This is a genomic window from Pedobacter sp. ASV28 (genome assembly GCF_016428855.1).
GTDB lineage: Bacteria > Bacteroidota > Bacteroidia > Sphingobacteriales > Sphingobacteriaceae > Pedobacter.
The window spans coordinates 60,674-79,376 of the sequence record NZ_JAELTN010000019.1 but is presented as its reverse complement, the minus strand read 5'-3'; the positions used below and the strand labels follow the sequence as shown (position 1 = coordinate 79,376).

The 18,703-nt window shown below is 37.6% G+C and carries 19 protein-coding genes and 1 pseudogene; 7 read left to right on the top strand and 13 right to left on the bottom strand.

Translation table 11 applies throughout. The features are described 5' to 3' along the window. Nucleotides 1–162: 162 nt before the first annotated feature. Nucleotides 163–1,341, top strand: a pseudogene (locus JHD79_RS09215) (aspartate aminotransferase family protein); the annotation flags it as partial. After that, nucleotides 1,334–1,837, top strand: coding sequence for an HIT domain-containing protein (locus JHD79_RS09210; RefSeq protein ID WP_199118937.1), 504 nt, complete (start codon nt 1,334–1,336; stop codon nt 1,835–1,837). The pseudogene JHD79_RS09215 and the gene JHD79_RS09210, both read left to right, overlap by 8 nt. Before the next feature lie 243 nt (nt 1,838–2,080). Here the strand turns inward: JHD79_RS09210 and JHD79_RS09205 are convergent, their stop codons facing one another. Genes JHD79_RS09205 through JHD79_RS09195 form a run of 3 tightly spaced genes read right to left on the bottom strand, consistent with a single transcriptional unit; the run spans nt 2,081 to nt 3,667 of the window. Continuing rightward, on the bottom strand, nt 2,081–2,644 hold the full coding sequence (locus JHD79_RS09205; RefSeq protein ID WP_233164622.1) for a GNAT family N-acetyltransferase: 564 nt from the start codon (nt 2,642–2,644) through the stop codon (nt 2,081–2,083). Next, the gene (locus JHD79_RS09200; RefSeq protein WP_199118936.1) at nt 2,641–3,153 is read right to left on the bottom strand and encodes a GNAT family N-acetyltransferase; all 513 of its coding nucleotides are present in this window, start codon (nt 3,151–3,153) and stop codon (nt 2,641–2,643) included. Before JHD79_RS09200 ends, JHD79_RS09205 begins: the two co-directional genes overlap by 4 nt. Before the next feature lie 49 nt (nt 3,154–3,202). Further along, entirely contained in the window at nt 3,203–3,667 is a 465-nt protein-coding gene (locus JHD79_RS09195) for a GNAT family N-acetyltransferase (RefSeq protein ID WP_199118935.1), read from the bottom strand. 101 nt (nt 3,668–3,768) lie between these two features. Here JHD79_RS09195 and JHD79_RS09190 point away from each other — a divergent pair, with 101 nt between their 5' ends. Further along, on the top strand, nt 3,769–5,247 hold the full coding sequence (locus JHD79_RS09190) for a PLP-dependent aminotransferase family protein (RefSeq protein WP_199118934.1): 1,479 nt from the start codon (nt 3,769–3,771) through the stop codon (nt 5,245–5,247). Nucleotides 5,248–5,342: 95 nt separating this feature from the next. On the opposite strand, the gene JHD79_RS09185 is transcribed toward JHD79_RS09190, so the two are convergent. Further along, the gene (locus JHD79_RS09185; protein ID WP_199118933.1) at nt 5,343–6,890 is read right to left on the bottom strand and encodes a T9SS type A sorting domain-containing protein; all 1,548 of its coding nucleotides are present in this window, start codon (nt 6,888–6,890) and stop codon (nt 5,343–5,345) included. A 327-nt stretch (nt 6,891–7,217) separates the two neighbouring features. Between JHD79_RS09185 and JHD79_RS09180 the strand changes: the two genes are divergently transcribed. Next, on the top strand, nt 7,218–7,382 hold the full coding sequence (locus tag JHD79_RS09180) for a hypothetical protein (RefSeq protein WP_199118932.1): 165 nt from the start codon (nt 7,218–7,220) through the stop codon (nt 7,380–7,382). A 263-nt stretch (nt 7,383–7,645) separates the two neighbouring features. Here JHD79_RS09180 and JHD79_RS23145 read toward each other — a convergent pair whose 3' ends face one another. The 7 genes from JHD79_RS23145 to JHD79_RS09145 form a co-directional block, all read right to left on the bottom strand. Then, nucleotides 7,646–7,861 (bottom strand): helix-turn-helix transcriptional regulator, encoded by a 216-nt coding sequence (locus JHD79_RS23145; RefSeq protein ID WP_199118931.1) that lies wholly within the window; start codon nt 7,859–7,861, stop codon nt 7,646–7,648. A gap of 22 nt (nt 7,862–7,883) precedes the next feature. Further along, nucleotides 7,884–8,384 carry a hypothetical protein gene (locus JHD79_RS09170; protein WP_199118930.1) on the bottom strand — a complete coding sequence of 167 codons (501 nt, stop codon included), beginning with the start codon at nt 8,382–8,384 and terminating at the stop codon, nt 7,884–7,886. Between the two features lie 341 nt (nt 8,385–8,725). Beyond that, the gene (locus JHD79_RS23140; RefSeq protein WP_370583313.1) at nt 8,726–8,851 is read right to left on the bottom strand and encodes a LuxR C-terminal-related transcriptional regulator; all 126 of its coding nucleotides are present in this window, start codon (nt 8,849–8,851) and stop codon (nt 8,726–8,728) included. Between the two features lie 325 nt (nt 8,852–9,176). Continuing rightward, nucleotides 9,177–9,791: a hypothetical protein gene (locus tag JHD79_RS09160; RefSeq protein WP_199118928.1), complete on the bottom strand. Its 615-nt coding sequence runs from the start codon at nt 9,789–9,791 to the stop codon at nt 9,177–9,179. Nucleotides 9,792–10,249: 458 nt separating this feature from the next. After that, nucleotides 10,250–11,695 (bottom strand): TlpA disulfide reductase family protein, encoded by a 1,446-nt coding sequence (locus JHD79_RS09155; RefSeq protein ID WP_199118927.1) that lies wholly within the window; start codon nt 11,693–11,695, stop codon nt 10,250–10,252. A gap of 94 nt (nt 11,696–11,789) precedes the next feature. Continuing rightward, the gene (locus JHD79_RS09150; RefSeq protein ID WP_199118926.1) at nt 11,790–12,545 is read right to left on the bottom strand and encodes a LytTR family DNA-binding domain-containing protein; all 756 of its coding nucleotides are present in this window, start codon (nt 12,543–12,545) and stop codon (nt 11,790–11,792) included. Then, nucleotides 12,535–14,223, bottom strand: a complete 1,689-nt coding sequence (locus tag JHD79_RS09145; protein WP_199118925.1) for a sensor histidine kinase — start codon at nt 14,221–14,223, stop codon at nt 12,535–12,537. The genes JHD79_RS09150 and JHD79_RS09145 overlap by 11 nt, the downstream gene beginning before the upstream one ends. Nucleotides 14,224–14,550: 327 nt before the next feature. On the opposite strand from JHD79_RS09145, the gene JHD79_RS09140 reads away from it, so the two are divergent. Then, a complete protein-coding gene (locus JHD79_RS09140) occupies nt 14,551–14,883 on the top strand; it encodes a hypothetical protein (RefSeq protein ID WP_199118924.1) in 333 nt (110 codons plus the stop codon). 382 nt (nt 14,884–15,265) lie between these two features. On the opposite strand, the gene JHD79_RS09135 is transcribed toward JHD79_RS09140, so the two are convergent. Further along, nucleotides 15,266–16,018, bottom strand: a complete 753-nt coding sequence (locus JHD79_RS09135) for an enhanced serine sensitivity protein SseB C-terminal domain-containing protein (protein WP_199118923.1) — start codon at nt 16,016–16,018, stop codon at nt 15,266–15,268. Nucleotides 16,019–16,078: 60 nt separating this feature from the next. Continuing rightward, nucleotides 16,079–16,609: a hypothetical protein gene (locus tag JHD79_RS09130; protein WP_199118922.1), complete on the bottom strand. Its 531-nt coding sequence runs from the start codon at nt 16,607–16,609 to the stop codon at nt 16,079–16,081. Between the two features lie 177 nt (nt 16,610–16,786). On the opposite strand from JHD79_RS09130, the gene JHD79_RS09125 reads away from it, so the two are divergent. Both JHD79_RS09125 and JHD79_RS22960 read left to right on the top strand, forming a co-directional pair. After that, nucleotides 16,787–18,331: a hypothetical protein gene (locus tag JHD79_RS09125; RefSeq protein WP_199118921.1), complete on the top strand. Its 1,545-nt coding sequence runs from the start codon at nt 16,787–16,789 to the stop codon at nt 18,329–18,331. 234 nt (nt 18,332–18,565) lie between these two features. Beyond that, entirely contained in the window at nt 18,566–18,700 is a 135-nt protein-coding gene (locus tag JHD79_RS22960; RefSeq protein WP_255533821.1) for a hypothetical protein, read from the top strand. Nucleotides 18,701–18,703: the final 3 nt, after the last annotated feature.

Below are 18,703 nucleotides of genomic sequence, written 5' to 3'. Positions count from 1 at the left end.
CCCCCCCCCCCCCCCCCCCCCCCCCCCCCCCCCCCCCCCCCCCCCCCCCCCCCCCCCCCCCCCCCCCCCCCCCCCTCTTACAAGCACAAGCCGGCATACGAGATGGTAACGCAGGTCTCGTGGGCTCGGAGATGTGTATAAGAGACAGGTTGGAATCTTGGACCTGTGGCTGTAGAGATTGAAACAAAGTTATTTCAATGGTTTGCCCAACTTTTCGGATGGACTGAAAGTGCATTGGGATTGACCATGGCAGGAGATGCACTCGCCAATTTTACCGCATTAAAAGTTGCAAGACATCATATTGGCGAAATGCACTTAAGTCAGAAAAGCCTTGGTAATGCCGTTCCATTAATCTTGTATTGTTCAGACCGTTCACATGTGACCATAGAAAGGGCTGCCAATATGCTCGGATTGGGAATTAATACTGTACGTAAAATTGAAACTGATGAAAATTTCAAGATGAAAATGGATAAGCTTGTAGAAGCCATTGAAAGGGATAAGAATGCTGGCAATCAGCCATTTGCTGTTGTAGGTACTGCTGGCACCACTTCCTTCGGTTCCATTGATCCCTTATTTGAAATGGCCAACATTTGCAAGAAATACCATTTGTGGTTTCATGTAGATGGCGCTTACGGTTCAATGGCTATTTTAAGTAAGCTGGCAAAAGACTTGTTTAAAGGGATTGAATTGGCAGATTCCATCACTTTCGATCCCCATAAATGGTTATATATATCACAATCGGCCAGTTGTGTTTTATTTCGAAACATTAGCCAAGCAGAAGCTTCTTTTGTAATTGATGACGATTATGTTTATAAAGATAAAGAAGAAACAAAAACAGGAATTGATTTTAGTGATTATGGACCTCAATGGAGTAGGGGCTTTTCTGCACTAAAAATATGGTTTTCTTTAATTGCCCATGGAAAAGAGGCCTACTCGGAAAGAATTAGTCAGGATATACTGCTTGCAAGATATTTTGCTGAAATTGTTCAGGCACACCCTGATTTTGAACTGACAATAGCCCCTAACTTATCCATTTGTTGCTTCCGATATAAACCGCAAAAAATGAGCGACTTCATTTCAGAAGATGAAAGCGAATTGTACCTGAATCAATTGAATAAAAAACTATTGACTGCCACTCAATTCAATGGTAGATTTTTTCCTTCAAGTGCCAATTTAAATGGCAAATTTATGTTACGCATCTGTATCGTTAACTTTAGTACCGAAGCCAGTCATTTACTTGATTTCCTTCATTTGTTGTCTACAATTGGCCATGAGCTGAATCAATCGCATATAGAAAACCAAAGCGAAGAGCAACATAAAAATATATTGAGTTATGGCTGAACGATATATAATATACTCCCCATTGAGGAAAGAATATGGAACAGATGGTTGTTTTTTATGTGACATTAGCTTACATCCAGAAAATGACACTGAGAACTATGTTATCTATCGAGATGAAAGATGTTTTATACTCATGAACCGTTATCCTTATTCGCCCGGACATTTTATGATCGTTCCTCATTCTCATACAAGCATGGTATACGAACTTGATCCAGCCGTTTGGCTTCATATCGCCCCATTAATTTCTAATGGGATTGAGCTGCTACAAAAGGGATTTGGAGCACAAGGGGTTAATATGGGCATAAACCAGGGAAACGCCAGTGGGGTAGGACTATCTTCTCATTTACATCTGCACTTTGTTCCCCGATGGAAAAATGATACAAATTTCATGACAACTGTTGCCAATGTCCGTGTTTTTTCTTCCGATTTCAAAAAGATCTTTATGGAGATGAAGAAATTGGCAAAGCAATATTTTAAAAACCAAAATAAAAAATAAACTGGCTCTAGAAATCATTTTGAGGGAAGATGATATACGAAAGCCTAGCTTTTGAAGTGTATGAACGAGAAGTAAAGTCTCTTAAGGGATATATTTATACCCGTCCTAATCATTGCGGAGAATGAAGCCGTAATGATCGTCCCACTTTTTTTAAAATGGCAACATACAATGTGTTCATGAACTATTGCCAATCAGCAAATAAAGCTGAAATTAGTGAATTGCTACATCGCAGTAAGCTACCCCTTAAAAAAGAGCCGATGATGATTTATTGAACCATACTTTCTTTTGAATCTCATAGATAAAGTTCAATTTGGGAGATTCACCGAAATAGGTGATTTCTTCCTCTCCAATTTTTTCAGCGTCCAAACGCCCAATGGCTATTTGAGAACGTGTATTTTCTGCACCAATTTGGAAATGTACCTTGGAAACGAAATGGAAAATATAATCAAGCATTAGTTTTTTAACTTGTAGGTTTATTCCTTTGCCCCAGTATTTGGTAGCGTAAAAGGTGTATCCAATGAATATAATGCTTTTCTGTTCATCATAACCGTAAAACCGTGTACTGCCAATAACTTTTCCAGTAGATTTATGGACAATTTTAAATGCACCTTTACTTTGGATAGCACCATTAAAAAAAACGCTAAAAACCTGTTCTTGCCATCGGTCTTTGTTAGGATGTTGTTCCCAAATCTTAGGATCGGCAGCAACAGCATATAAATCTGACCAATCTGCTTCTTTTAAGGGGATAAGGTAGACCGTTTCATTCTCTAATTGTGGCTGTATACTGAAATCTAATTTTTCCATCATAATTTTTTTTTCATCATCATGTCTGTTTGCTCTTCATTGCCCAGTGTGAATATATGTTTGTCGAATTCAACAAAACCATTTTTCTGGTAAAAACTGATTGCTCTTGAATTCTTTTCCCAAACGCCCAACCATACATAGGCAACATTCAATTTATTTGCAATATCTATGGCCTTTTCATAAAGTAACTGTCCAACTTTTTTGCCATGGAAATCTTTAGATACATAAATTCTTTCGATTTCAAGCGCATCTGCATCTTTCAGTTCTGTTTGCGCATGGCCAATATTAATTTTCAGGTATCCGATTACCCTATTTTGCAGGGTAGCGAAATAAAATTGCGAACTTTCATCGGAAAGCTCGGTAATAAGTTTTTCCAATGAAAATGCCTCCTCTAAATAGTTGTTCATATTTTGTTCTGTGTTGCTATCCACAAAAGTTTCCAAAAAAGTACTTCTGCCTATTTTCTGCAATTGGTGTGGGTCTTCCTTAAGTGCTCTTCTAATCTCTATCATTTCTATTTTTCAACATTAATTTTTGCCAAAGGTGCTGGCATAAATAAAATCACGTATTCCATTCGAAATTTAACCAATCTCTGTTTTCCCTTGCGCCTAAACGTTCATAAAATTTTTGGCCAGCTCCATTCCAAGAGGCAACGGACCATTTAATCTGTACACAATTATACAATTTCGCTTCTTCCCTTAAGGCATTCATTAATTGTTCACCTATCTTCTGTCCTCTATGGCTTTCATCTACATAAAGTTCTTTCATATATAGTACAGGTTTGTTTTGGGCAGTATATGGCAAAAAGTAATAGACCAATATGCCCACAATTTGTTGATTACTGTCGGCCACAAAACAATGAAAATCTGGAGGGTTTTTGGTAAATCCACTTTCTTTAACTATTTGGGGTGTAATGGCAAAAGAATCGATGTATCTCTCAAATACTGCTAAGTCTTTCATCATGATCCAAACTTTTTCGCTGTCTTCTTCAACGGCTTTACGTATGATTATTTTTGTTTTATCCATAATTAATGATGTATTAACTGATCAAGCAAAAAGCAATTCTTCATTTATATTTTCAAAATTAACGGTCAATTGGATTACATTTGTAATCCAATTTAAATAAAATGGATAGTCCAATTTTTTCACAACTTTTTCAAACCCTTAAGATTGATCCATCAATAAACAGATCCATATATCTACAGTTGGCCGATGGCATGTTATCATTGATAAAAAAGGGCAGCTTAGGTGCGGGCCAAAAGCTACCAAGTTCACGTGATATGGCCAAAATGATTAGTGTAAATCGACTTACCATAGCTAAGGCATTTTCAGAACTGCAAACACAAGGTTGGTTGGAAAGTTTTGTAGGTCGAGGTACTTTTGTATCCGCTCACCTACCAATGTTAGATCCCGTAAAGCTAAAAGGTTTGGTCAGGTCTTTTTCCCAAAAAAAAGCAGGATTTGAAATAGATGAAAAACAATTTGAGCTCAATCCATTTCATGTTTCTACTGCAGAACTACATTTAGATGATGGTTTTCCAGATCCCAGATTGGCTCCGCTAAAAGAGCTATACCGTGCTTACAGAAATCAGCTGACCAGAACCGGTCTGTACCATAAATTTGGCAGCTATAGCCATCCAGCAGGATCGGATATTTATAAAGAGGCCATTTCCTTTTATCTTAACGAAACGAGGGCATTAAAGACTACTCCAAGGAATATACTTTCAGTACGTGGCACTTTGATGGGCATAAATCTAGTTTGCAATGCACTGATCAAAGCTGGAGATGTTATCGTTTCAGGTGTACCAGGATGGCAAAGGGTTGAGCATAATTTTATACATGCAAAGGCAAAACACATTGGCATTCCTGTTGATGAACATGGCCTAGTGGTTGATGAACTACGAAAAGTTTGTAAGAGAATAAAGGTTCGAATGGTCTATGTAACTCCACATCATCATTATCCCACCACGGTTGCCTTAAGAATTGACAGAAGATTAGCACTCTTGAAACTTGCAAATGAATATGGCTTTATCATATTTGAAGACGATTATGATTTTGACTTTCATTACAAGCACCGTCCACTGCTACCATTGGCAAGTGCAGATGAAAACGGAATGGTGATCTATTGCGGTTCTTTTAGTAAGAGCTTTTCTCCTGCCTTTCGAATGGGATATCTGGCAGCATCAGAAAATGTGATTGATCACCTTACCAACATACGGATATTACTCGATCGGCAAGGCGATCATATATTAGATAATGCCATGGCAGAGCTGATCAAGGATGGCACGATTTCAAGATTTGTTAGAAAAGCACATACGGTATACGAAGACAGACGTAACTACTTTTGTGACCTGTTAAAAACTGAATTAAAAGGTGCTGTAGATTTCATTGTGCCCGAAGGGGGGATGAGTGTCTGGACAAAGTTTTCAAATTCTATAGACTTGGAAAACCTGGCCAAAAGGGCATATGCCAAAGGATTATATTTATCGAATGGGAAAATACACCAATATGATGGTTATAGAGAAAACGCAGTAAGGTTGGGTTTTGCGTCCTCATCAAAAGAAGAATTGGCAAAAAGTGTGGCTATCTTAAAAGAGCTTCTTTAAGAATAAAATTATGGGCACTTGTTTTAGAAATAGAATACTTCAAACTGTAAACGAGATAATGTAATACCTCTTTTGAGGTATTACATATGTGATTATTATTGCTTCACTAACTTTTCCACTACTTTTCCATACTGGCCATTAAGACTTACAAAATAAATACCTGTTGAAAATCCAGACAGATCTATTTCCACGTTCGTATCGGTAGTTTTTAATGCAAGTGTTTTGATTACTTTGCCATCATATCCAATCAAGTTAGCCGAAGAGAACCTATTTGCTTCAAAGGTTAAGTTAACTTTTCCTTTTGTTGGGTTAGGATATGAATTAACGGCCATTGAACCTAAGGTAAATACTATAGATTTTGTTTCAAGTTCATTTTCCCTACCATCCAAATCTACCTGTGCCAATTTATAATAGTTGTTGCCGTTAAGGGGTTGCTTATCGTTAAAAGAGTAGCTTTTCGCTATCGATGAATTACCATTCCCCTTAATATCGCCAATCCTTATAAAGTTCTTGTCGTCACCACTTCGATATATTATAAAACCACTGTTTTGCTGTTCGCTGGCAGTATTCCAATTGAGTTTCACATAACGGCTTTCTGTCTTAACCATAAAACTGGTAAGACTTACAGGCAATGTATTCGGGACAATGGGTCCTCTAAGCGGACTTTCAACCGCTGTACCATTCAATGCTCCATCCATAGGCGTCACTTCAAAACTGATGTACTTGTTGATGTCTGCCGAAACCAATGTATAGTTCTTTCCAGTTGCCGAAGCAATTGCCACCTTGTTCAGACCAGAAGCATTGTCTGACCTGTACCATTTAAAAGTAGAACCACTTTCGGCATTACTCTCTGCATCGGCATAAGTGTAGTTTCCCGTAAGTAGCTGTCCTACCTTTAAGGTTCCCGTGTTGGTTACGTTGCTTGCCGTAGGAGCTGTATTGGTAGCATTAAACAAACGGAAATCATCAAAGGCCACAGAGCCAGGATTGCCATTGTTTACAAAGATATTAAAGCGTAGATCGAGGCTATTTCCGGTATCGGTTATCGTTCCAACTACTTCGGCCAAGGCGTTGGCCAGCACCGGACTATCGCCAATTCTGTCGCCATTGGTATCTACAGCCAAGGGACCACCGCTATCGGAAGCGTTATTTGGATAAATCCCCACAATCTTTTTCCATGCTCCACCATCTATCCGATACTCCACCACCATATAGTCCATCACGTTGCCATTGGTCTCAAAATACAGGCCCTGAAAAATAGCACCCGTATTGGCACCGAACAGGCCCTTAAATGACAGCCCCGTTTTTCCAGTAATGTTGATGCCCGACCAAGTGATCGTCTGTGCCGCGCTAATGGTATTTTGGCCACCACAGCTTGGGCCTCTATCAATATCCATTGCCGCAAAATACTTATTGTCGCTATAACCCGTAAAACCATTGACGGGTGTAATGTCGCTTCCATCGGTTCTTTTAAAGAATATGGTTGAAGAGCACCTGAATTCTGCTACTGAAAGTACCCTGCTGCTACCCGTAGAAGGCGAACCCATATCTTCAAAATTATCTGACCAGAACTGTGTTTGTGCTGTTGCTTTAAGAGAAAAAAGGGTTAACAAGAGTAGGTTAATAAGATATTTTTTTTTCATTTCTCTAGGAATTGATTAGCTAACTAAAGTCCTCCTTTCTCACCAAAAATTGTAGTACTTTTTTATCCTATCATGGCACTTAAATGATTGTATTTTAACATGAAAAATTACGAACCGAAGCTTCCTGCAAAAAAGGAAAGGAGTAGGGGAAGGTAAAAAGTAGATCCGTTATGGTTTTTCAATTTAATGAACTTATTTATCGCTTTACATGAGACTGCTACGTTTCTAACTTAAACAACCCTATCTTTTGTCAGAATTGCCTCTTAGGTTTTTATCTTAAATCTTTATCTTAGAAAAACAATTAGAGGCCCATACTAAAATCCATCAATGAGAAAAGTAATCAATGGTATCAATCTGACCACAGATGGTTGCTGCGACCATACCAAGTTTAGTGGCAGCGATGAGACCCACGAGTATTTCACAGACCTGGTTGATGAGTATATTATTTTCTTGTATTCTATAATTGCTGGAAAAAGGGGAGACGGTTGGTAGACGACACCCTACTTCAAGATCAGCTCAACTTGACTAGCAGATGCAACAGCGCTTAAATCGGGTAGTGTGGCACTTCATTATTTGAAACCGTGATAAAAACTGAATACCTTAAGCCCGTTAAAAATGGAAATTTAGTGTTTTGGTTACGGCTAGCGTAAATTTGACCTTTAGATCAATAGACAAGTTGTTTCATTTTTTGGTTGTTTAGTGCATTTGACACCGCTTTCAACTTTTAACTTTATACTTCCCATGGTTGATGCATATCAAATCACCCCCTGCAAGGTGCATTGTTGAATGAGTTGCAGCATGCTTTTGCAACCTGATTTCTTCAGAATATCTTGGCGGTGGATTTTAACCGATTCAATGCCTATAAATATTTCTTCAGATATCTCAGTGTTATTCAATCCGTCAGCGATAAGTCGAAGTATTCGTCTTTCTCTTGTGGTAAAATAAGGTAAAGGTCTAATCGTCTCTTCCATGGATGTCATATTTCAGTTTATTTTATTGCGGAGAAGTACGTATGGCGCAGTTTGGTAACGTTTCCTCAGCTTTGATGATAAGCTCTAAAATAGCTTCCCTATCCGACTCATCCTCCTCATCATTAGGCGATACGTAAAGTTCTTTTAACTTTTTAAGATTAGTTAAAGCACCTAAATCTTCTAACCGAATTTTGGTTTTCCAAACATCAAGGTACTCTAAATCGGTTAATTTATTGATATAAGGTAGGCAAGCTTTGGTAATCCCGTCATGCTTCATCAGTGTCAAGGTCTTCAGCTGCTTAAAATCGCTAATGAATTTTACGCCTGCATCGGTAACGTTTGTTTCTTTTAAATAGATGTGATGAACAATAGAAACCTTTGCGGCAATCATGCCCAGATACTCGTCATCAACATCAAAATCATCAATACAGGTGAAACCAGACAATTCGGTAGGGATCTGCTTGGAATCGGTAATATGCCTAAAGTGCCACCAAAAATGCTTTTCTGCTCCTTTAAGTTTCATCAATCAATGGGGTTACCAATATTTATGCTCTAAAATAGAATAACTGCATAAAATTAAGTGAAAGTAGCAGCCAGAAAAATACTTAAAAATAGGTATTTTTCATTTTAACAATAATCCATGAATTACTATTTTGTTTTAGGTCGTAAATCCAATGGCTTATCAAGCAAAAAATCCCCAACTTTCGTTAGGGATTTCTGTGACCCCGCTGGGATGTGAACCTAGTCCGAAATCCACGTTTATTCTGTGTCTGGAAAGGTTTTAAAATTCGGCAACCCCTTTTTAGCATACGTTTTAGCTCTAAATGCTATGTTATACCAGCTTTTGACTAATGGCATAAGTAGTTAGCTCCGCACTGTTTTGAGTTTCATTTTTTCAAGAATTCGGCTCCGGTAAGTACTTATAGTAGCTGGACTCAGGCATAGTATTCTGCCAATCTCAGAGACTGTTTTGCCAGAAGTGATAAGCAATAGCGTTTGCTGTAGCAGAAACCTGAGCGAATGATTTAGTAGCAAAAAGTGTAGATACTACTAAAATGGTAATGAATATTTTTTTCATAATCTTCTAATTTAAATTGTTAATTATTTTATTTAACGCCTCAAAATTGACAAATAAGAGGATGAATAAATGTAGATGAAAAGATGAAAGTCTTGTAGTGATTTAGTTTACAGGAAGAGAGTAATATGATAATGGCATTCAATAAAAATAGTATTTAATCGAGTTCATAAAATTAATTGCTCTTATGCCTAAACTCTATATTAATAACTTGATCATTAAATAATACTTCAGCCTGAACTATTTACTGGAGAGACCTTGGGCTATTGGCACCTGTAGGCCTCTGATCAACATTGAGAACCCGTAGACGGAAGTAGCCATCGCCATTCCAACGCCTATAATTGTAACCACAAAGGAATGGGATGTTAGTCCATAGATGGAAAATACTATTCCACATATGGCTATTATAGTTGACCAAGTACCTATGTAATAATCCTGTTTTCGTTTGAATAGCCAGCCTAACGGAAAAAAGTGTAATCCCACAACCAATGCAATAACAGGGATAACCAGATCTGGGTACCCCAAATTGATCACGATATTGATCCCAATGAAGATGCCCAAACCTTCGCCAATGCACAACCACATATACCTTTTATCACTTTTTTTATCAACTTCTGCAACAAATTTCCCATTCTCATCAGAATAACGTTTTGATTCTTTTAGAAATCTAAAGGCATAGCTTGCAATTATAACGACCAAAATAAGGAACAAAATTAATGCATATTTATATAAGCTTTCCTTTAATCCGCCATAAGCAATAACTGTCCAAATACTAGTAAAGAAAGCCATCATCAGCATTCCACTTGCATATCCAGACAATTCATCTGAAGGTTTAATTTTTAGCTTCTCTTTCATATTTAAAACTAAAAAAAGAATACGTTTTCAACTACATATTTGGTTCTAAATTAATAAAATATGTAAATAAAATCCTAATGGGATGGGCATAATGGCATACTCTAATCATATGTAAGTTCGAGCCTCCATTTTCTGTTCTATGCAATTCTATAAATTCATTTCCAAAAGCTTCTGGTATAGAGCTCCAAGCTTCACATTGAATATTAATCTCCTTTTGCGCTTGAAAATCATCATTGGGACAATATTTATAGGCTAGATCCGAAATCCATTTGTAAATTGTTTTATTGACCTCTTGTAAATATTTAGCCCATGGAAAAAGACCATCATCGTATTGGAAGTCACTTAATATACCTGTTCTTCTCCGTCATGATGAACTGCATCTAAAGTTAGTAATTTCAACTTTGACACAGTTTATTTACACTCTCAATACCTTTGGTAAATCATATATCTTCCATCTTCTACAGTTTCTCAATCTCTTTCTCGAGCTTTTCCAACTCTGAGGGCCTGGCGGCGTTTGCCGTCTTGATAGAACCCTTGCTATCAATCAATAGGTAGGTTGGGAAGCCACCAATATTAAAATTGCCCATCAGTAATTTAGACTCATCATCATCAAGAAAATAGTTCTCACCTTTTATGTTTTTTTCTTTTACTAAATTTATCCAGTTTTTAGCAGTTGACTGCAAACACAGATTTACAAAAACCACATTTTTGTCCCTGAACTTTTGATGCAATGCCGGCGTGAATTTAATTTCATTAAGACAAGGTACACACCATGTTGCATAGATATCCAAATAGATAACCTTACCAGCATATTTTTTTGATAGGAACTTTAAAAAGTCTGGGTCTTTTATTGTTGAAACTTTGTTTTCTTTATCTAGGTACTGCATTTTAGCCAATGCTGTGGGCTTTACCACCACATTTCCAATGCGGCCTGAAAGAAGTTCAAGGTATTGATACAAAGCAGGATCAGTAAAATATTTCTTCATTAGAGACAGCTCATTTTGCAGCGTTGGTGTTTTCTTTAATTGATAAGAAAAGAAGGTAAACATTAAATAATCCCGACTGATGCTGGAAGGTTCTTTTAAAAATATTTCAGCCCCCAATGTTAAAGCTTGTTTAAAGTGTCCTGCTTTAATTGCCTTAGTTATTGAGCTGTCAGTTCCAGTTTTCCAATACACATAGTTTTGAAGATGATAGGGATACATCATCGATACAAAATTGGTATCAATGCCAAACTCAAAGAAAGGATCCTTAAATATGTTTATTCTTTCAGACCTGCTTACAACTGAGTCTGTACCTTCGTTTACATAACCAGAGATCCAATTGGATATCCCGTACTTAACATCTCTTTTAGCAAAATCAACAACAATAGGATCTATATCATATTGTTTTGTATAGTCATTAATTGCTGTTAAGTAACGTAAATAATCCTTTTTAGCGTCTGTTAGCATGTCAGGTGCAGACAATGCATAATTGTATTTTTGATAGGGGAGTTGACTTAAATAATAGTGAAGTAGATTTAATTGGGTACTTATTTTGGCATGATCACCCGAAATAGTTAACCATTTGAAGTTGGGCGTATTTAATAAAGCCGCATCAATTACCAAGTGTATAGAGTCTCCTGGCACCACGTACAAATTGATAAAAGTACTATTGTAGGCTAGGGTCATGTTTTGAGTAAATAGCATATTTTCTTGTACAGAAAACTGCATCTGGCTATCTATTTCGGCACTCTTTCTGGTATTGTTAAAAGGATTTAAAAAATTAACGCCAAGAACTTTTGGTGTGCTTGCTGTACTATTAATCATCTTGCCCGTAATAACTACTCGCTTAGCGCTGGTTTGGGCAAGTAAATTGTTCATTGCAAAATAAAATAGCAAAAAGGTGATTATGTTTCGTTTCATAACTTAATTTTTTAGGTATAGGTAATCCCTGAAACCCATTTTTAAGTGTTCTAAAAATTATAAATTGATGATGATGATATGGTTGTTGAGCTGATTAACGCATGGCTTTCAGGCTTGCCTTTATATGCTCTAAATGTTGTCGGGAGATGGGAATTATCGTTTCATCTTCTAGCAATAAAGTGCCGCCATCTTCTTTTTGGAGGCTTTTAACATAATCTAGGTTTACCAAGTGAGATTGATGTGAACGTTTAAAGTTGTATGGCGCCAAAAGTTCTACAAATTCCTTTAAAGTTCTGGAAACCATAATAGATGATGAATTTTTCAGATAAAAGGTGGTATAGTTATTTGAGGCTTCACACCTTATAATTTCCTCTACTTTAACATAATATGTTTGCTGTAGGGTAGGCAAGGCTATCTTTTGAGATTTGGTTCTATTGTTATTGATATAATCTAATAAATTCTCCAAGTTGAGGTTCCGCTTTTTTGAAACTATTTTTTCTTTTGCCTTTTTTATAGCCTGTTGCAGTTCTATAATGTTGATAGGCTTAAGAAGGTAATCTAGCGCAGAGAACTTAATGGCCTGAATTCCATATTGATCAAATGCAGTAACAAAGATGACTTCGAAGTCAATTGTTTTTAACAATTTCAGCATTTCAAATCCAGATTTATCATGTAACTGTATATCCAGAAAGAGCAGTTCGGGTTGATGGGTGTTGAGGATTTCTATTCCTTCTTCAACAGATGTACCCACCGCAACAACAACGATGTCTTTGCACCATTTGTTTAATATAATTTGCAGATTTTCAATATTATGCTGCTCATCGTCTATGATTACGCTTCTAATCTCCATTTGATATCCAGTTTTTAATTTCAAGTATTACAACAGTTCCTTCTTCGTCTGATTTTATGTTTAATGTTGCAGGTTGAGTTTTAAAAACCTGATTGAGCAGATCCAATCTTTGCCTACATAATTTTAATCCGAAGGAGCCAGGTTTCTCCATTCTTTCAGGATGCGAAAATCCTTTGCCATTATCCTTAATGATGAATTTCAGATTGCTGTTTTCACTTAGGATGTTAATCGAGATAAATCCTTTTTCTTTTAACCTAGAAATGCCATGTTTTACCGCATTTTCGATAAAAGGCTGTAGCAATATAGCAGGAACATCAATATTTTCAATATTCAATGTATCAGCTACATTAAGCTCGTAGGTAAAGCCAAACCGAAGTTGTTCAAGTTGCAGATAATCTTCGGCAATCTTCAATTCTTCTGCAAGGGAAATCATCTCCTGCTCGCTGGTTATAAGTACTTTTCTTGTCAGGCCAGCAAATTTCGATAGATAAATATTAGCATCTAAAATTTTATCCTTATTAATCAGATTTTGAATTGAACTGAGCGCGTTAAATATAAAATGGGGATTAAGTTGCGCCCTAATCGTTTTTAATTGAAGTTGGGCTTGTTGTCGCTGTCTATTAAGTTTTCCCAGTTTATCTTTATTGTATTTGCCGTAAACAAAAAATACAGCAATAGTGATTAATATAAAGCCAATTAAATATGGTAACCAATAGTTCATATTTGGCAAAGAAGCAGCTGTTACATTGAAAGAAATCCTAACCAAACTTGCCTCTATCCATTTGGGCTGTTTTGTTTGTTGTTGTACTACAAAGTCGTAATTTCCAGCCCGTTTAAAATAGGTTTCTTCTAATTCAATATTTCCTTGAGCATCTAAAAAGCCTATCCAAAGCGTGTCTTTCTTACCTTCAAAATTCCTGATCAACCGAGCCGAATAAACTAGGGTTTCCTCCTTTTTAAATTGGAAAAGTATCCTTTTTACACTATCTACAGGGAAATTGAAATTCTGTGGAAGGTTATTTAGAGAAGACCAATTTGCATAACCCTTGTTTAAATGTTTAGCTTTTAAGTTAAAATAGCTATGACGAGTTGAAATCACTATTTGCTTAAGTATAGGTTTATAATTGACGCGCCAATCGAATACTACACCATCTCTTAAACTGTAATTATCTTTGTTTGCTACTTCAACCATGATTTTTTTGCCTGGATAATTGAATTTACCTATTGCACCATAAGGTTGTCTCGCTCCGTATTTTTGTTCAAGATTAGGAATGGGCGACCATCTTACAAGCTCTGAGCTATCATTTTCAACTATACGATATTGATATAGTTTGTAATTATGTTTGGTAATTCCCATCGATATTAAAATGGCATCTGAAGAATCTGAAATCAGGTAAACCGGATATTCTTTGGTTTGCGAGTATACAGATCCAGAAAAGTACTTTTGGAGACTGGAGTTTAATTTTACGCCTAGTAAAAGTGGACTTTTAGGTGCCATCTGGCTGATTTCATCATTCTTATTATTCTCGAACTTAAAAAAAATACTGTAAAGTGAAGTATCACTGACCGTAGATACAAATGGCTGTTTAACCATTGTTCTCCTTTCAGTGCCAATAACCTCGAAAATAAAATTCTTCCCAAAAGATTGTTGTTGCCCAACTGCCTGTAGTGATATCATAAGGAGGAGAAATATCCACAATAATTTACGATTGAGCTGATCCGTCATTTGTTATAAAGGCTGCTTTTGTTAAGCCATACAAACTTGTTATAAATAAATGATTGGAACAACAATGATTTAGAATTTGGAAGGAACTATTGAGAATATAGTTTAGCATTTTAAACTATTTTTAGATAATTGTAGAGGCAGAATGATAATAAAGTATATAAAAAACTTAGCCAAATCACTCAAAATGATGTGTAAAAAACCACTTTTAGAGCATCAAAAACAGTGTTTGGAGCTCGCAATTGATGAAACATCCAGAGGGAACAGGTGGATATTCTTGAAATGTCAACAAATCAACACCATAATTTTGTGTATGTTAATGAACTGGCACTGGATGTAACAGATGGGCTTTTTCACTCAGTTGCGGATATGGTCAAGGTAACAGGCCAATCGATCAGTGGATTTATCGAGGAGATGCTGGAACCAGTGCAGTCGATCGAACCTAACGTAAATCCAGTGGAGCTTGCAAAAGGAAAAGGCGGAGGCGACAGATGCAACAAAACCAGGGCCTTGGGCGGTAGCCTTGGATTTTCCCCTCGCGCATTTGCGGCCTGCAAAAACACCCACCCACATAACCATAGCTGTTTTTGCCCTGGTGTTTACGAAAAAAATTAGTAGTAGACTTCCATTTGGTCTGTTGGGTTAGAATTGGCGCTTACGGCTTGACAAAGTTTGGTGGCTTGGTTAAAGTTACTAGAAAAACGGAACGTCGTAGAAGGTATCTTCACCAAATTTTGTAAAACCATTATTATGGCAGTTAAATGTGGGATGGTAAGGAACTAACAATAAATACTATACCTACAATAAAGCCGAAAACCACCCAAATCCAAAGTGAAATATAATTACCAAAAGTTGTTACACTCCTTGCGTTTTCTTTTGTACCTGTTCCAGACCACTTATTAAATCTGTATAGCAGATATGAAAATATTAGTATACCAATACCAGTTAAAAAAGCTTCCCAATCCATAAATTAAGTCTCATTTAAATTATAATATAGTTAGTACACTTTGTATTGATACTTCTTTAATTGCTTCGATATTTTTGAGTTGCCGGATATGTCAATCATATCAATCGGTTCGCCATTTGGTATATTTGGTCTAATAACTTCAGTTAGTTCACCGAATATCTCTTTTATGTTTCCATTAATTTCTAGACCAACTATCAAATGTGGGAGCTCTTCGCTTGAGGTATCTTCCATTAAAGCCAAATAAGCACCTCTTATTTCCCTTCTGGTAACGCAATATTTTCTTATTGATTCCGCTAGACTTATTGGATCTACCTTAGGCTGAGAAATCAAGATATTGCTTTCCATTCTCGCTTGCCTTGTTTGATCGGGTTTGAAAAGTTCTCCATTAACTAATTTGCGTATCTCTAATGGTGTAAACTCTTTCGTAGGGATGGAATATGGGTTGAGTACAATTGTAATGTCGTCTGGGCAGTTTTCAAAAATAGATTTTCCTCTTACGACAATATGGTTAACTTCTTCTATAATGATATTATTCTCAAAGATTTTCTCTATTGACGTGAAGATTGGTACTTTTCCATTGTCCAAATTCTTGACTTTGACACCCGTTTCATTTTTACCTTCCTCGTTTTGAAACGTTAGGAGATATAAATCAGTGTCTAAAATTGTTCTATAAAAAAGAGGCCTATAGCTAACGTCGCTGGCGGCTAAAGCAAATATTTCGTCAATATTCTCTGGCTCGGAATTTCTTTTTTTGTTGATTTTGAAAATGTCAAATAGTCCCATAGATTTACAAGTTGGCTTAAGGCGCCATGAGTTCATATAAAGCCCCTGTTATGTGAATTGTTAAGCATTGCTATTTTCGGCTTCCAAACGGGCTAATTTTTGATTTTCTACAACTTTATTTATTCTAGGCTGTAAAAACCAAATTCCAATAGGCAAAAAGAGCACAAGGAAAAAGTCACCTAAATATTGTCCCACACTTACTTCTTTTCCAGCCTCAATGCAGTTCAGAAGTTTTGCAGGAAAAGCCAGACAATATAAAATAGCAAAAAATACATAAAGCATTGGAATAGCGTAAATTCCAGTGAAAGTCATTCCTTCTCCATTTGACAATACCAATATGGATATAAAAGTGCCGAGACTAATTAGAATATTTATAAGGAAAAAGTTAAAATTTACAGTGACTTTCTTGGGCAATAATTGATTTAACTCATTACCGGCCAATATTGGCCATAAGGAATAGATAACCGCACCAATGATTCTAATAATCATAGTTGAGGATTGATCACCTTCAATATTGAAATTGTACATTATTGCACCTACTACCAAGACTAGGAAGATTTGCCAATGTTTTAGAATTAAAATTGATTTCATAAGAGCGATTTTTTTACTAAGATATATAATCAAGAGAATAATTGAAAAGGTGCGATTTTTTCATGGCACCACAAATTAACCAGCTGTACACACAGTTCTTCATCCTTTTATAATTCTACAGGGAATTAACTACGATTTATGTATTTTAGTAGCATTTACTCGAAAAGCTAATTTTCTATGATGCCCTGTCCTGTCCGTATTGTTGTGTTTTGTTTACTGTTTGCCCTCACAGCAAAAGCGGGCGAACGCCAACAGCCTCCCTTGCAAAGCAAAAGAGCGACACAATGGTGTGACAGCCTGACAAAGCAGGCAGCTACATACTACCACAAAAACAGCTACCAAAGTGCGTTAAAAAGCTACCTGCAAGCCTTAAAAATTGCCGAAGATCATCGCCTGCAGAAACAACGGGCATTCCTGCTCAACAACATTTCTGCATTATACATCGATTTGTACCAACCCAAAAACCTGCCCAATACGCAAAAAGGGCTGCAATATGCAAAACAGGCTGTAGAGGCGCTAAAGGCGCTTAAAACAGACAGCATAGAGAAGCGGGCGGCGTTGGCCGTAGCATACATCAATTACGGCGACTTACTGAACAGTTATGGTACAGATTCCAAGCGGCCAGAATTTCAACAGAAGGCCATCGCTGTTTTTAGTGAAGGTATCGACTTTGTTAAAAATACTGCCGATTACGACACTCAAGCCAATTTGTACGCCAACTTGGCCTACACTTACAAAAACCTTAATGACAAGCCGAAGTATTTTTTCTACCTGCAACAAGCCTACCGCCTTACCGATCAACATCCTAGTGCCATCACACTTTATGTCAAGCAGGGCGTAAATTTTGCCTTGGGAGAGTACTACAGCATCAGCGGCAATATCAGCAAAGCCCTGCTACATCTACACGAAGCCGAAAGTTTGTTAAAGCAAGAGGCCGATCCCAATTATCAAATGATGAATTTGGTTTACGGTCTGGCAAATACCATTTACCAGCAAACCGGAAACTACAAACTGGCGCACCAATACCAAACCCGGTATTGGCACATCAAAGACAGCTTGCTGAATGCCGAAACGCTACGTAAGTTTGAAGAGATGGAGGTCAGGTACCAGTCGGAACGCAAAGGCCGCCAACTGAAAGAAACCGCCCTGCAATTGCAAAATGCCAACCTGATGCGCAATGCGCTTATGGCTGTTGCCGTGCTGTTGTGCCTTTCTTTGTTTTTATTTTATCGCGCTTACAAAAATCGCCACCGGGCTTTGCTGCTTAAACAGGAAGTGGCCGATATGGCCCTGCAAAAAGCTGGAGTTGAACTGGCCGCCAACCGCCGGTTGTTGGAACGCCACACCGCTAGCTTGGTAGAGAAAAATCATTTGATAGATGGCCTGCAGCAGCAATTGCTGCAAACCGGCAAAGCTGACGATAAGACGTTGAGCAAACTGGCCAACAGCCGCATACTTACCCGCCAAGATTGGGAAGAGTACAAACGCTTGTTCGATAAGGTGCACCCTGGTTTTTTCATCAAGCTGCGCAGCCATTTTCCAGATATTACCGATGCCGATGAGCGTATCTTGGCGTTCAGTCGCCTCAATATCAGCGTTAAAGAAGCCGCTGCTTTATTAGGCATCTCTTACGAATCGATGAAAAACAGCCGCTACCGCCTGCGCAAAAAAATAGGCATTCAAAATGATGTCGATTTGAAGGAGGTGATTGGCAAGATGTAGGGCAGACGGTTAGCCACCTAGCGGTTGTACGGCACCGATGCTCCAAAGTGCTTCACCGTTTAGACCATCCTTACAATAATAGCCAGCGCCAACCCGTCAAAATTTAGGTTTCCAAACTCCCCAAACCATCAAAACCCACCAGAAAGCCAAATTGATGACCTATTTGATGACCTGCATTTTGCCGTCAAAACACCCTTTATGCCCTAAGTTTGCGGTGTAACCAAGCACTGCGCAATGACAAAGAACCCCGTCCGTTCAAATTGCACTAAGGAGACCAGGGCTATCGGTGGTCCGGCAGGCTACCAACTGCCAATTTTTGCAGAACGTTTTTTGCCCACAGTAGCTGTTACGCTTTTAAGTTTTCAATAACAT